10 protein-coding genes are annotated in these 13,276 nt (G+C 72.8%); 6 read left to right on the plus strand and 4 right to left on the minus strand.

What is annotated here, in order from left to right; all coding sequences use genetic code 11:
- Window positions 1-37 precede the first annotated feature (37 nt).
- On the plus strand, window positions 38-928 hold the full coding sequence (locus ACZ66Z_RS02975) for a 2-hydroxy-3-oxopropionate reductase (RefSeq protein ID WP_469932182.1): 891 nt from the start codon (window positions 38-40) through the stop codon (window positions 926-928).
- A 212-nt stretch (window positions 929-1,140) separates the two neighbouring features.
- Complete coding sequence (locus tag ACZ66Z_RS02980; protein ID WP_469932183.1) at window positions 1,141-2,598, plus strand: catalase; 1,458 nt, start codon at window positions 1,141-1,143, stop codon at window positions 2,596-2,598.
- A gap of 357 nt (window positions 2,599-2,955) precedes the next feature.
- Here the strand turns inward: ACZ66Z_RS02980 and ACZ66Z_RS02985 are convergent, their stop codons facing one another.
- Window positions 2,956-4,167, minus strand: coding sequence for an MFS transporter (locus ACZ66Z_RS02985; RefSeq protein WP_469932184.1), 1,212 nt, complete (start codon window positions 4,165-4,167; stop codon window positions 2,956-2,958).
- A 57-nt stretch (window positions 4,168-4,224) separates the two neighbouring features.
- Here ACZ66Z_RS02985 and ACZ66Z_RS02990 point away from each other — a divergent pair, with 57 nt between their 5' ends.
- Window positions 4,225-5,244 (plus strand): ArsR/SmtB family transcription factor, encoded by a 1,020-nt coding sequence (locus ACZ66Z_RS02990; RefSeq protein ID WP_469932185.1) that lies wholly within the window; start codon window positions 4,225-4,227, stop codon window positions 5,242-5,244.
- 15 nt (window positions 5,245-5,259) lie between these two features.
- On the opposite strand, the gene gcl is transcribed toward ACZ66Z_RS02990, so the two are convergent.
- Window positions 5,260-7,038: a glyoxylate carboligase gene (gene gcl, locus ACZ66Z_RS02995; protein WP_469932266.1), complete on the minus strand. Its 1,779-nt coding sequence runs from the start codon at window positions 7,036-7,038 to the stop codon at window positions 5,260-5,262.
- Between the two features lie 668 nt (window positions 7,039-7,706).
- On the opposite strand from gcl, the gene ACZ66Z_RS03000 reads away from it, so the two are divergent.
- The 3 genes from ACZ66Z_RS03000 (at window position 7,707) to ACZ66Z_RS03010 (ending at window position 9,907) form a co-directional block, all read left to right on the plus strand.
- Window positions 7,707-8,420 carry a hypothetical protein gene (locus tag ACZ66Z_RS03000; RefSeq protein ID WP_469932267.1) on the plus strand — a complete coding sequence of 238 codons (714 nt, stop codon included), beginning with the start codon at window positions 7,707-7,709 and terminating at the stop codon, window positions 8,418-8,420.
- A gap of 88 nt (window positions 8,421-8,508) precedes the next feature.
- Window positions 8,509-9,309 carry a TIGR04222 domain-containing membrane protein gene (locus tag ACZ66Z_RS03005; RefSeq protein ID WP_469932186.1) on the plus strand — a complete coding sequence of 267 codons (801 nt, stop codon included), beginning with the start codon at window positions 8,509-8,511 and terminating at the stop codon, window positions 9,307-9,309.
- Between the two features lie 19 nt (window positions 9,310-9,328).
- Window positions 9,329-9,907 carry a GNAT family N-acetyltransferase gene (locus ACZ66Z_RS03010; RefSeq protein ID WP_469932187.1) on the plus strand — a complete coding sequence of 193 codons (579 nt, stop codon included), beginning with the start codon at window positions 9,329-9,331 and terminating at the stop codon, window positions 9,905-9,907.
- Between the two features lie 36 nt (window positions 9,908-9,943).
- On the opposite strand, the gene ACZ66Z_RS03015 is transcribed toward ACZ66Z_RS03010, so the two are convergent.
- Both ACZ66Z_RS03015 and ACZ66Z_RS03020 read right to left on the minus strand, forming a co-directional pair.
- On the minus strand, window positions 9,944-11,560 hold the full coding sequence (locus ACZ66Z_RS03015) for an AMP-binding protein (RefSeq protein WP_469932188.1): 1,617 nt from the start codon (window positions 11,558-11,560) through the stop codon (window positions 9,944-9,946).
- Window positions 11,557-13,242 (minus strand): AMP-binding protein, encoded by a 1,686-nt coding sequence (locus ACZ66Z_RS03020; RefSeq protein ID WP_469932189.1) that lies wholly within the window; start codon window positions 13,240-13,242, stop codon window positions 11,557-11,559. Before ACZ66Z_RS03020 ends, ACZ66Z_RS03015 begins: the two co-directional genes overlap by 4 nt.
- Window positions 13,243-13,276 lie beyond the last annotated feature (34 nt).

Here is a 13,276-nt window from a genome sequence, read left to right on the forward strand (position 1 = left end):
CTCCCCGTACCACCTTGCTTTGAGAGGCACCCTCACCATGAGCACTCTTCCCAAGATCGCTTGGATCGGCCTCGGCATCATGGGCTCCCCCATGTCCGAGAACCTGATCAAGGCCGGCTACTCCGTCACCGGCTTCACCCTGGAGCAGGACAAGCTGGACCGCCTGGCCAAGGCCGGCGGCGCCGCGGCCGGCTCGATCGCCGAGGCCGTCAAGGACGCCGACGTCATCATCACGATGGTGCCCGCCTCCCCGCAGGTCGAGGCCATCTCCTACGGCCCCGAGGGCATCCTGGAGAACGCCAAGCAGGGCGCGCTGATCGTGGACATGTCCTCGATCACCCCGCAGACCTCGGTCGACCTCGCGAAGAACGCCAAGGAGAAGGGCATCCGCGTCATCGACGCCCCGGTCTCCGGCGGCGAGGCCGGCGCCATCGAGGCCGTGCTCTCGATCATGGTCGGTGGCGAGCAGGCCGACTTCGACGAGGCCCTCCCGATCCTGGAGGCCCTCGGCAAGACCATCGTGCTCTGCGGCCCGCACGGCTCCGGCCAGACGGTGAAGGCCGCCAACCAGCTGATCGTCGCCGTCAACATCCAGGCGTGCGCCGAGGCCGTGGTCTTCCTGGAGAAGTCGGGCGTGGACCTCAACGCCGCCCTCGACGTCCTCAACGGCGGCCTGGCCGGCTCGACCGTGCTGACCCGCAAGAAGGACAACTTCCTGAACCGGGACTTCAAGCCCGGCTTCCGGATCGACCTGCACCACAAGGACATGGGCATCGTCACCGACGCCGCCCGCAACGTCGGTGCGGCCCTCCCGGTCGGCGCGGTCGTCGCCCAGCTCGTCGCCTCGCTGCGCGCGCAGGGTGACGGCGGCCTGGACCACTCGGCCCTGCTGCGCGCCGTCGAGCGCCTCTCCGGCCAGCAGGTCTGATCCCTGGGGCCCGTCTTCCGGGTCAGGCCCCAGCCCCTTCCCGGGGCCCCTGATTTCCGGTCGGCGGCGGCGCTGACAACCTGTCCTGTCGCGCCCAGGCGTCGCCGCCGACCGGAACACCACACCTCATTTTCAACAAACTGTTGACGTTACGTTCAGGCCGAATTTACGCTCCTCGGACCGTCAGCAGAGCTCCCGTACGGAAGGTCACGATGTCGAAGCGCGTGCTTACGACCGAGTCCGGCGCCCCCGTCGCCGACAACCAGAACTCCGCCACCGCCGGCGTCGGTGGCCCTCTCCTCCTCCAGGACCAGCACCTGCTGGAGAAGCTCGCGCGCTTCAACCGTGAGCGGATCCCGGAGCGCGTGGTGCACGCGCGCGGCTCCGGCGCGTACGGCTACTTCGAGGTGACCGACGACGTCACCGCGTACACCAAGGCGAACTTCCTCGGTGAGGTCGGCAAGCGGACCGAAACCTTCATCCGCTTCTCCACCGTGGCCGACTCGCTCGGCGGCGCGGACGCGGTCCGCGACCCCCGCGGCTTCGCCCTGAAGTTCTACACCGAAGAGGGCAACTACGACCTCGTCGGCAACAACACCCCGGTGTTCTTCATCAAGGACCCGATCAAGTTCCCCGACTTCATCCACTCGCAGAAGCGCGACCCCTTCACGGGCCGTCAGGAGCCGGACAACGTCTGGGACTTCTGGGCGCACTCCCCCGAGTCCACCCACCAGATCACCTGGCTCATGGGCGACCGCGGCATCCCGGCCTCGTACCGCCACATGGACGGCTTCGGCTCGCACACCTACCAGTGGACCAACGAGGCGGGCGAGGCCTTCTTCGTCAAGTACCACTTCAAGACGAACCAGGGCATCCGCTCCCTCTCCGCCGAGCAGGCCGCCGAGCTCGTCGGCAAGGACGCCAACTCGCACCAGACCGACCTGCTCCAGGCCATCGAGCGCGGCGTGAACCCCTCCTGGACCCTGTACGTCCAGGTCATGCCGGCCGCCGAGGCCGCGGACTACCGCTTCAACCCGTTCGACCTCACCAAGGTGTGGCCGCACGCCGACTACCCGCTGCAGCGCGTGGGCCGTCTGGTCCTCGACCGCAACCCGGACAACGTCTTCGCCGAGGTCGAGCAGGCCGCGTTCTCCCCGAACAACTTCGTCCCGGGCATCGGCCCCTCGCCGGACAAGATGCTCCAGGGCCGCCTCTTCGCCTACGCGGACGCCCACCGCTACCGCCTCGGCGTGAACCACACCCAGCTCCCGGTGAACGCCCCCAAGGCGACCGTGGCCGAGAACTACGGCCGCGACGGCCTCATGGCCACCCGCAACGGCTCGCGCCACGACAAGAACTACGAGCCCAACTCGTACCAGGGCCCGGCCCAGACCGACGCCGCGCTCTCCGCGCCGCTCGCGATCCACGGCTGGACCGGCACCCACGAGGCGCCGCAGCACACCAAGGACGACGACTTCTTCCAGGCCGGCGAGCTCTACCGCCTGATGTCCGAGGACGAGAAGAAGCGTCTGGTCGCCAACATCGCCGGTGGTCTGTCCCAGGTGTCCCGCGAGGACGTCATCGAGAAGAACATCGCGCACTTCGCCGCCGCCGACGCGGACTACGGCAAGCGCGTGGCCGAGGCGGTCAACGCCCTGCGCGAGGACTGACCGAACAGCAACACCCAGACTGCGTAGCGCACCTGACGGGAGGTCAGTGCGGTACGCGGTCCGGATCGCCGGCCCGGATGAGGGGTGGCCGGCGAACCGGACAAGCGTGAGGACCGCGGCGGCTCCGAGCCAGTGCGGTGGTCAGGACGCCGGGCCCCCTTCTTGACCTGAAGGAAGGGGAACCGCCACGGCGCCCGTCGGCACCGCCGCGGTCCCAACGCCCCCTTCCCGAAGGGGCCCCGAGACTCCGCCCGGCGACGCGAACGTCCTGTCGCGCCAGCCTCGTGCCGCCGGGCGGTCACCAACGGGAGAGCGCGGAACCAGGTTTACGGTCCCTGGTTCCGCGCTCTTCTCCTTTCACGGGTACGGAAGCCGGCGCGCGCCGGCCGGATCGCGGTCGAGCGGCGCCTCCCCGGCCCTCCCGTCCGCCCGGGCGAGCAGGAACGTCACCGTGAGCGAGGCGAGGGAGAGCAGCACCATCCCCGTGCGCGGTGACGTGTACTGGGCGAGGGCCCCGGCCAGGGCCGCGCTCACCCCCTGGAGCGCCAGCATCCCCGAGGTGTGCAGCCCGAGGGCGTGACCGCCCAGCTCCTCCGGCACCAGGGCCATGAGCCGCTCCTGGTGCAGCAGGCTCGCCCCGTACCCGACCGCCGACACGGTCACGAGGACGAGCGCGAGGGGCAGCCCCGGGTCGAGGGCGAACAGCGGGAACGGGGCCGCGAGCAGCGCCTGGAGCGGGAAGCGGGTCCGGCCGCGCAGCCGCACCGGCAGGAAACGGCCGACGACGGTGTCCCCGGCCAGCATCCCGAACGCGCCGCAGGCGAAGAGGAGCCCCGCGCGCTCGGGGGCGTACGGCACGAAGAGGGACTCGCAGCCGACGACGAGACCGTTCGGCACCCAGAGCGCGAGGTAGGCGCGGCGGCGGGCGGGCACGGCCCAGAGCCGCCCGTTGGTGCGCCAGGTCCCGGCGACCGAGGGCCGTCCGGCCGCGCGCGGCGGACGCGCCCCGAGGCCGAGGCGGGCCGTCAGGGCGGCGGCGAGGTAGAGGCCGGCGCCCGCCAGGACCGTGCCGCGGGGCGAGAGCAGGGCGACGAGGAGCCCGCCGATGGCGAAGCCGCCGATCTGACAGGCGCCGGCGGCCATGTTCGTCACGGAGCGGCCGAGGAGGTGCTCCTCGCGCGGGAGGATCTCGTTCAGGAGCCCGTGGCGCACCCCGCCGCCCAGCGAGGCCGCGAGCCCCTCGGCGAGCAGGATCACGAAGACCGCCCGGGTCGGCAGGCCGGGGACCGCCAGGACGGCGGTGCCCAGGGCGAAGAAGAGCGCGACGCCCCCGAGCGCGGCGCGCGGCGGCAGCCGGTCGGCGGCGGAGAGCAGCGTGGTCGCGCCGAGGAGCTGCGCGAGCGAGGGGCCGAAGAGGGCCAGGGCGGAGAGGAGGGGGGACCCGGTCGCGCGGAGGACGAGCGTGGCGAGGCCGAGTCCGGCGACGGTCTGGGCCGCGGTGTGGGCGGCACCGGTGAGGAAGAGCGGGGTGAACTCGGGGGTGCGGAAGAGCGCGCGGTAGCGGGGCATGCGGGGAGTCTCGGAGGGCCGACGGGCCGGCGGTAGTGTTTCGCGGGGAGGCGAAACGTGGGCTGGTGGCGGATCGGCACGGACACCCTGGCGGGGAGCTCGTTCCTGCTCTCCCCGCTCGCCGAGGCGGTCGCCTCGCTCAAGACCCTGCACGCGGCGGCGGCGACGCACCCGGGCGAGCGGGCCTGGCTCGACCTGCACCTGCCCGCCTACCGGGAGCGGCTCGCGGCCGAGCCGCTCGACGCGCTGCGCGTGCGGGCGGCGATCGGAGCGACCTGGAACGCGGACTTCCTCACCCCGACGCCGCTGGGCGACCGCGAGCGGAGCTTCGAGGAGGAGGTCGAGGCGGTCCTGGCGACCGGACCGGACGACGCCGTGGACCAGTTGGCGGTGGCCGTCGGCGGGCCGGTGCCGGAGCCGCTGCGCTCGGCGCGCGACCTGCCGGAGCGGCTCGCGGGCGTGCTCGGCTGGGTGTGGCGGGAGGCCGTCCTGCCGGAATGGGCGCGGCGGCGACGGATCCTGGAGGCCGACGTGCTGGCGCGGACGGCCCTGCTGAGCCGCGGCGGCTGGGCGGCGGCGCTCGACGCGCTGTGCCCGGGGAGGACGCGCTGGCTCGGCGACGGACGGCTCCAGGTCAACACCCGCGCCTACCCGCCGCGTTCGGTCGACCGGGGGCGGTTGCTGTGCGTGCCGGTGACACCGGCGACCGGCTGGGTCTCCTGGGAGGGGACGGAGCGGTACGCGATCGTCTACCCCTGTGCGGGGGTCCTGGCGGACGCGGCGGGACCGAGGGTCCCGGAGGCCCTGGGGGCCCTGCTCGGGACGGCCCGCGCCGGAGTGCTCGTACGGCTCGGGACCCCGCTGTCCACCAGCCAGCTGGTGGCGCTCACCGGCCAGGGCCTCGGCTCGGTCGGCCGCCATCTGAAGGTGCTGCTCGACGCCGGGCTCGTCCGGCGGGGGCGGGCGGGCCGCTCGGTGCTGTACGAGTGGACGGAGGCGGGCGCGGTCCTCGTGGCGGCACAAGGAGACCCCCGCCCCGGTGCTCCTCGGGGCGGGGGCCGTCTCACGGCTCCGTGATCGGACGCTCCGCGATCAGACCTGGAGGGCCTTGATCGCGGTCGGCGCGTGACCGGGCTCGGTGGCCAGGTCCTCGAACTCGGTGACGTCGCTCATGTCGACCGTCTTGCTCATGGCGATGTTGGTGATGCGCTCCAGGATCGCCTCGACGACGACCGGGACCTGGTGCTCGACGGCCAGCTTCTTGGCCTCCTCCAGCGCCTCGCCGAGCTTGTCCGGGTCCTCGACGCGGATCGCCTTGACGCCCAGGCCCTCGGCGACCTTGACGTGGTCGACGCCGTAGACGCCGATCTCCGGGGTGTTGATGTTCTCGAACTCGAGGTTGACCTCGAAGTTGATGCCGAGACCGCCCTGCGCCTGCCGGATCAGACCGAGGTAGGCGTTGTTCACGAGGACGTGGACGTAGGGGACCTTGTGCTGGGCGGCGACCGCCAGCTCCTCGATCATGAACTGGAAGTCGTAGTCGCCGGAGAGCGCGACGACCGGGGTCTCCGGGTCGGCGGTGGCGGCGCCGATGGCGGCCGGGATCGTCCAGCCGAGCGGGCCGGCCTGGCCGCAGTTGATCCAGTGGCGCGGCTTGTAGACGTGCAGGAACTGCGCGGCCGCGATCTGGGAGAGACCGATGGTGGTGACGTAGCGGGTCTCCGGGCCGAAGGCCCGGTTCATCTCCTCGTAGACGCGCTGCGGCTTCATCGGGATGTTGTCGAAGTGCGTGCGGCGCTGGAGGGTGGCCTTGCGCTCCTGCGCGGAGGCGGCCCAGGCGGAGAAGTCCGGCAGCTTGCCCTCGGCCTTCAGCTCCTCGGCGATCTCGATGAAGAGCTCCAGGGCGACCTTGGCGTCGGAGGCGATGCCGTAGTCGGGGGCGAAGATCTTGCCGAGCTGGGTGGGCTCGATGTCGACGTGGACGAACTTCCGGCCCTTGGTGTACGCCTCCAGGTTGTAGCCCGTGTGGCGGTTGGCCCAGCGGTTGCCGATGCCGAGGACGAAGTCCGACTCCAGGAAGGTCGCGTTGCCGTAGCGGTGCGCGGTCTGGACGCCGACCATGCCGGCGGCGAGCTCGTGGTCGTCCGGGATGGTGCCCCAGCCCATGAGGGTGGAGATGACCGGGATGCCGGTCAGCTCGGCGAACTCGACGAGGAGGTCGGAGGCGTCGGCGTTGATGATGCCGCCGCCGGCGACGATCAGCGGGCGCTCGGACTCCAGGAGGAAGCTCAGCGCCTTCGCGGCCTGCGCGCGGGTGGCCTGCGGCTTGTAGACCGGCAGCGGCTCGTAGGTCTCCGGGTCGAACTCGATCTCGGTCAGCTGGACGTCGATCGGCAGGTCGATGAGGACCGGGCCGGGACGGCCGGAGCGCATCAGGTGGAAGGCCTGCTGGAAGACGCCGGGGACCTGCGCGGCCTCCAGGACGGTCGTCGCGGCCTTGGTGACCGGCTTGGCGATCGTGGCGATGTCGACGGCCTGGAAGTCCTCCTTGTGGAGCTTCGAGACCGGGGCCTGGCCGGTGATGCAGAGGATCGGGATCGAGTCCGCGATCGCCGAGTACAGGCCGGTGATCATGTCGGTGCCGGCGGGGCCGGACGTACCGATGCAGACGCCGATGTTGCCGGCCTTGGCACGGGTGTAGCCCTCGGCCATGTGGGACGCGCCCTCGACGTGGCGGGCGAGCGTGTGGCCGACGCCGCCGACGTTCTTGAGCTCGCGGTAGAAGGGGTTGATCGCCGCGCCGGGGACGCCGAACGCCTGGGTGACGCCTTCGCGCTTGAGGATCTCAACGGCCGCTGCGGCGGCGGTCATACGAGGCATGGGAGTGCTCCTGCTTCGGCCGGGCGGATCCAGGCGGGCGCCTCGTCTCGGGAGGCCCCGGCACCTGTTTCCGTAATGCGGAAATACTGTTCTGCTATACGGAAGCAATGTAGGTCGGGGGTCGGAGAGCCGTCAAGAGAAGTCCGCCCGCCGGGATCACGGAAGTGGCCGAACACCCTCCCCCGGGCCCCCGGATGGGTGGACGATGGGACGGAACGACAGGGGGTTGGGCTGTGGGCGAGTCGGTACCGGTGCGCTGTCCGGAGTGCCTGCGCACGCAGGCGTACGCGGCGCCCGTCTTCCCCTGCGCGTGCGGGAGCCCCGTCGCGCCACCGGTCCTGGCGGGCGCGGTCGCGGAACCGATCACGCACCGGAACTGGGCGGACGAATGGGTCACCGTCCGCTGCGGGGCCTGCGGCCACGAGAACGACTGGCCGCACCCGGAACTGGGCTGCTCCTGCGGAGCGGTGCTGCGGGTCCCGGTGCGCCCGGCGGAACCGGGCCCGACGGCGCCCGGAACCGCCACCGACGCTGCGGACGGCACGGCGGACGGCGTGGCCGGAACGGTGACGCCCCCGCTGCCGCCGCCGACGCGCCCCGGCGCGGCGCCCCCGCGAGCGGTGGAGGGGCGGGGTGAGGACGGGACGGGGGGTCTCGGCGTGGATGGGGGCCGCGCCGGTGGGGCCGGTGCGGACGCCCCCGGTGCGGACGCCCCCGGTGCGGGAGCTCCCGGGAGTGGCGGAACCGGGACGGCCGGCGGGGGCGGGGGCGCCGGTGGGCGGGACGGGGGCGCGACGCCCCTCCGTGGGGTGCCCTCCGCGCCCGGGGAAGCCGGATCCCCGTGGTTCGAGCCCGGGCCGAAGGTCCGGGGCCCCGTCGGCCCGGCGGCGCGCGGCGCGGACGGGACCGGACCCGCGGGGCCCCGGACCTTCGCCGAGCGGTACCCCGCGCACGTCCCGCTGCCGTCCACGGCTCCCCACCCGGCTCCCCTGCGCGGGACGTTCCGGCCGGTGACGATCCGGACCTCGCGGGACGCGGTCGCGGCGGCGGCCGGGTACCTGCGCTGGCTCGGCTTCAAGGACGTCGTGCAGCCCGAGGAGCGTCCCGCGTCCGGCGTGGACCTGCGCGCCCCCGGCCTGGTCGCCCAGGTCGACCCGACCACCCGGCCGACCGGGCTGCGGGCCGTCGAATGCCTCTGGCTCAACGGGCTGAGCACGGCCGCCGCAAGCGTGTTCTTCTCGCTCGCGGGCTACACCCCGGAGGCCCGTTCGCGGGCCGCCGAGGTCGGCCTCCCGCTCTTCGTCCTCGACCTGACCGGCACCCCGCAGCCGGTCAACGACGCCGCGGACGAACTGACGGCGGGCGGCGCCTGAGCCCCCTCGTTCCCCGGCATCCGAAATCGGCCATTCACGCGTGACGATCACGCTCCGCCGGGCACAACACTCTCGGGGGGTGGGCGTCATGCCGACGGGGACGTGGTGGTTCATCGGAGCGGCCTGGGGCGGACTGCTGCTCGCCGTCCTGCTGTTGAGGGGCGACGGAACCCGCAGCGCGGAGAGCGGGACGGCCCACACGCCGCCGCCGCAGGCCCTCGCGCTGCTGCGGGGCGGGCGGCGGGCGGCCGTCACGGTCGCCCTGGTGGCGCTGCACCAGCGCGGGGCGGTCGCGGCGGGGCGCAAACATACGATTCGGGCCAACGGCGGACCGGGCCGCACGCGTGACCCCGTACAGCTCGGGGTGCACCGGGCACTGCACCGGGCCCTCGCGCTCGGGGCCCTCGCGCAGCGCCCCGAGGCCCGGCGGGCCGTGGACGCGCTGCGCGGCGAGCTGTGCGGGGCCGGGTTGCTGCGCCCGCCGGAGCGGTTGTGGACCGCCCGGGCGCTGCTGGGCTGCGTACCGCTGACGACCCTGGTGGGGCCGTTCGCGGCCGGGGCGTCCGGAACGGGCCTCGTCATGGCGCTCGCGGCCGGGGCGCCGCCCGCGGTCGCGGCGTTGGCGCTGCTGCGGCTGCCGGACACGACGGGAGCGGCGCGGCGGCTCCTCGCGGGCCTGCGGGAGCGGTATCCGCTGCCGGCCCACCGGCGGGAGGTGACGGACGGCGGGCTGGTCCAGCTGTACGTGGCGCTGTACGGGGATCCGGCCCTGGCCCTGTTCCTGCCCCGCTTCTCGCGCGAGGGCGGCCTGCTCGACCGGCCGCCGGAGGACGACCGGGACCGCCCCCCGGCGGCCGGGGGCCCGGGCGCGGACGGCGTCCCCTGCTGAGGCCGCGCCATACTGTCGTATGCGCATCAGAGCGGCCGCTCCGGCCGAACTCCCGCTGCTCCAGGACATCGAACGGGCGGCGGGCGAGCCGTTCCGCACGCTCGGCATGGCGGCGATCGCCGACGACGACCCCCTGCCCCTGGACGTCCTGGAGGCCTACCGGCGTGCGGGCCGGGCGTGGGTGGCGGTGGACGCCGCCGACCGCCCGGTCGCGTACCTGCTCACGGACACGGTCGACGGCGCCGCCCACATCGAGCAGGTGTCGGTGCACCCGGACGCCGCCCGCCGGGGCGTCGGCCGGGCGCTGATCGAGCACCTCGCGGCAGCGGCCGGGGACCGGGGCCTGACGGCCCTGACGCTGACGACCTTCGCCGAGGTCCCCTGGAACGCCCCGTACTACGCGCGGCTCGGTTTCCGCCCGCTCGCCGACTCCGACCCGGAGCTGACGGAGGGCCTGCGCGCCATCAGCCGCGCCGAGGCAGCCCACGGGCTGTCGGCCTGGCCCCGCGTCTGCATGCGCCGGGAGGTGGTCCGGGGGGTGTCCGACGGACCCGGGGAAATGTCCGGCAGACCCGGGGAAGCGTCCGACGGGACCTAGGGGTGTCCGAACAGACCTCAGGGGTGCCGGCAGACCTCAGGACCCCTCGCCGTACCTCTGTCGCAGCTCCACCTTCCTCACCTTGCCGCTCACCGTCATCGGGAACTCGGCCAGGACCTCCAGCCTGCGCGGGATCTTGTAGTGGGCGAGCCGGTCGCGGCAGAAGGCGGTGATCTCGTCCAGGGTGGGCGGGGCGGCGGGGTCGCGCGGGATCACGCAGGCCAGGATCTCCTCGCCGTACCGCTCGTCGGGGACGCCGACGACCTGGACGTCCGCGATCCCGGGGTGTGCGTAGAGGAACTCCTCGATCTCGCGCGGGTACACGTTCTCCCCGCCCCGGATGATCATGTCCTTGATGCGGCCGACGATCTGCACGTAGCCGTCGTCCCGCATGACCGCGAGGTCCCCGGTGTGCATCCAGCGGCCGGTGTCGATCGCCTCGGCGGTCTTCTCCGGTTCGTCCCAGTAGCCGAGCATCACGCTGTAGCCGCGGGTGCACAACTCCCCCGCCGTGCCGCGCTCGACGGTCAGTCCGATCGCCGGGTCGACGACCTTCACCTCGACGTGCGGCATGACCCGGCCGACGGTGCCGGTGCGGCGCTCCAGGTCGTCGTCGCGGCGGGTCTGGGTGGAGACGGGCGAGGTCTCGGTCATGCCGTAACAGATCGACACCTCCGCCATGTTCATCTCGGCGACGACCCGTTTCATCACCTCGACCGGGCACGGCGAGCCCGCCATGATCCCGGTGCGGAGCGTGGAGAGGTCGTACGCGGCGAAGTCGGGCAGGTTGAGCTCGGCGATGAACATCGTCGGCACCCCGTACAGCGAGGTGCAGCGCTCCTCCTGGACGGCCCGGAGGGTGGCCGCGGGGTCGAAGGAGGCGGCCGGGATGACCATGCAGGCGCCGTGCGAGGTGGCCGCGAGGTTCCCCATGACCATGCCGAAGCAGTGGTAGAAGGGCACCGGGATGCAGACGCGGTCCTGCTCGCCGTAGGCGATCATCTCGCCCACGAAGTAACCGTTGTTGAGGATGTTGTGGTGGGAGAGCGTGGCACCCTTCGGGAAGCCCGTCGTCCCCGAGGTGTACTGGATGTTGACGGGTTCGTCGCAGGAGAGCGGCTCCGGGCGCAGCCCCCCGGCCGTCCGGGCGAGCAGCGCGTCCCAGCTCGGGTCGCCGAAGTAGACCGCCTCGCGCAGCTCCGGGCACTCGCCGCGCACGTGCTCGACCATGGCGCGGTAGTCGCTCGTCTTGTGGGCGAGGGTGGCGAAGAGCAGGGAGACGCCGGCCTGCTTGAGCACGTACGCCAACTCGTGTGCGCGGTAGGCCGGGTTGATGTTGACCATGATCGCGCCGATGCGGGCGGTCGCGTACTGGACGAGCACCCACTCGGCGCAGTTCACCGCCCAGATCCCGACCCGGTCGCCCTTGCGGACCCCGCTGCCGAGGAGCGCGTCCGCCAGCCGGTCGACGTCCGCGCCGAACTCCGCGTACGTCCAGCGGCGGCCGGCGGGGACGTCGACGAGGGCCTCGCGGTCGGGCCAGGCGGCGACGGCCCGGTCGAGGTTGGCGGCGATGGTGTCGCCGAGCAGCGGCGTCTCCGACGCCCCGTGCGCGTACGAGAGTTCCGTGGTGCTCTCCGTCGGGCCGGTCACGTGAGGTCCCCTTCCGTGTACTCCGTGCCGCCGCCCTCCGCCGTGAGCCGGCGCAGTTCGACGCGGCGGATCTTCCCGGAGACGGTCTTGGGCAGGTCGGCGAACTCGATGCGCCGGATCCGCTTGTACGGGGCGAGGACCGCGCGCGAGTGGGCGAAGAGGGCCTTCGCGGTCTCCTCGCCCGGCTCCCAGCCCGCCGCGAGGACGACGTACGCCTTGGGGACGGCGAGCCGCAGCGGATCGGGGGCGGGGACGACGGCCGCCTCGGCGACGGCCTCGTGCTCCAGGAGGGCGCTCTCCAGCTCGAAGGGGGAGATCTTGTAGTCGCTCGCCTTGAAGACGTCGTCGGCGCGCCCGATGTACGTGATGTAGCCGTCGGCGTCCCGGGAACCGATGTCGCCGGTGCGGTAGTAGCCGCCCTCCATCGCCTCCGCCGTGCGCTCCGGGTCGCCGTGGTAGCCGGTCATCAGGCCCACCGGAGCGGCGGCGAGGTCGAGGCAGATCTCGCCCTCCTCGACGTCCGGCCGGCCGCTCGCCGGGTCGACGAGGGTGACCTTGAAGCCGGGGCTGGGGCGCCCCATGGAGCCCTCCTTGAGCCGCTGGCCGGGGCTGTTGGAGACCTGGACCGCGGTCTCGGTCTGGCCGAAGCCGTCCCGGATGGTGACGCCCCAGGCCCGCCGCACCGACTCGATGACCTCGGGGTTGAGCGGCTCGCCGGCGGCCACGACCTCGCGGGGCGGGGTCTTCAGCCGGCCCAGGTCGGCCTGGATCAGCATCCGCCACACGGTCGGCGGGGCGCAGAAGCTGGTGACGCCGTTGCGCTCCATCTCGTCCATGAGGCGGGCCGGGTCGAAGCGGGTGTAGTTGTGGATGAAGACGGTCGCCTCGGCGTTCCACGGCGCGAAGAGGTTGGACCAGGCGTGCTTGGCCCAGCCCGGCGAGGAGATGTTGAGGTGCACGTCGCCGGGCTTGAGGCCGATCCAGTACATCGTCGAGAGGTGCCCGACGGGGTACGAGGTGTGGGTGTGCTCGACCAGCTTGGGGCGGGCGGTCGTGCCGGAGGTGAAGTACAGCATCAGGGTGTCGTCGGCGAGGGTGGCGCCGTCGGGCTCGAAGACGTCCGACTCCTGGGCGGCGAGCTCGTACCCCAGCCAGTCCGTCCCGTCGCCGCCGACCGCGATCCGGGTGTACCCGCCGGGGACGTCGTCGAACTTGGCGGTGTCCTCGACGCGCACGATCACGTGCCGGGCGCGGCCCCGGTCGACGCGGTCGCGCAGGTCGGCGGGACCGAGGAGCGGGGTGGCGGGGATGAGGACGGCGCGCAGCTTCATCGCGGCGAGCACGGTCTCCCACAGCTCGACCTGGTTGCCGAGCATCAGGACGATCCGGTCGCCGGCGCGCACGCCCCGGGCCCGGAGCCAGTTCGCGACCCTGTTCGAGCGGGCGGACATCTCGGCGAAGGACACCTTCGTCTCGGAGCCGTCCTCCTCGAGGATGTGCAGCGCGGTCCGGTCGTTGTCCCGCGCGATGACGTCGAACCATTCGAGCGCCCAGTTGAAACGGTCGGGCCGGGGCCAGGCGAAGCCCTCGTAGGCCGTCTCGTAGTCCTCGCGATGCCGCAGCAGGAAGTCCCGGGCGGCCCGGAACCTCTCCGTCGCACCGGTCGCGCTCGTGGCCGTCATGTGTCCTCCTCGTTGCGGGACTGTCCCGGACATC

The sequence above is a fragment of the Streptomyces sp. NPDC107498 genome, from assembly GCF_055582805.1.

Bases quoted from the DNA above. Each gene is read 5' to 3' on its own strand.
- ACZ66Z_RS02975 (WP_469932182.1), top strand. From the start codon at position 38: ATGAGCACTCTTCCCAAGATCGCTTGGATCGGCCTCGGCATCATGGGC.
- ACZ66Z_RS02980 (WP_469932183.1), top strand. From the start codon at position 1,141: ATGTCGAAGCGCGTGCTTACGACCGAGTCCGGCGCCCCCGTCGCCGAC.
- ACZ66Z_RS02985 (WP_469932184.1), bottom strand. From the start codon at position 4,167: ATGCCCCGCTACCGCGCGCTCTTCCGCACCCCCGAGTTCACCCCGCTC.
- gcl (WP_469932266.1), bottom strand. From the start codon at position 7,038: ATGACCGCCGCCGCAGCGGCCGTTGAGATCCTCAAGCGCGAAGGCGTC.
- ACZ66Z_RS03005 (WP_469932186.1), top strand. From the start codon at position 8,509: ATGCCGACGGGGACGTGGTGGTTCATCGGAGCGGCCTGGGGCGGACTG.
- ACZ66Z_RS03010 (WP_469932187.1), top strand. From the start codon at position 9,329: ATGCGCATCAGAGCGGCCGCTCCGGCCGAACTCCCGCTGCTCCAGGAC.
- ACZ66Z_RS03020 (WP_469932189.1), bottom strand. From the start codon at position 13,242: ATGACGGCCACGAGCGCGACCGGTGCGACGGAGAGGTTCCGGGCCGCC.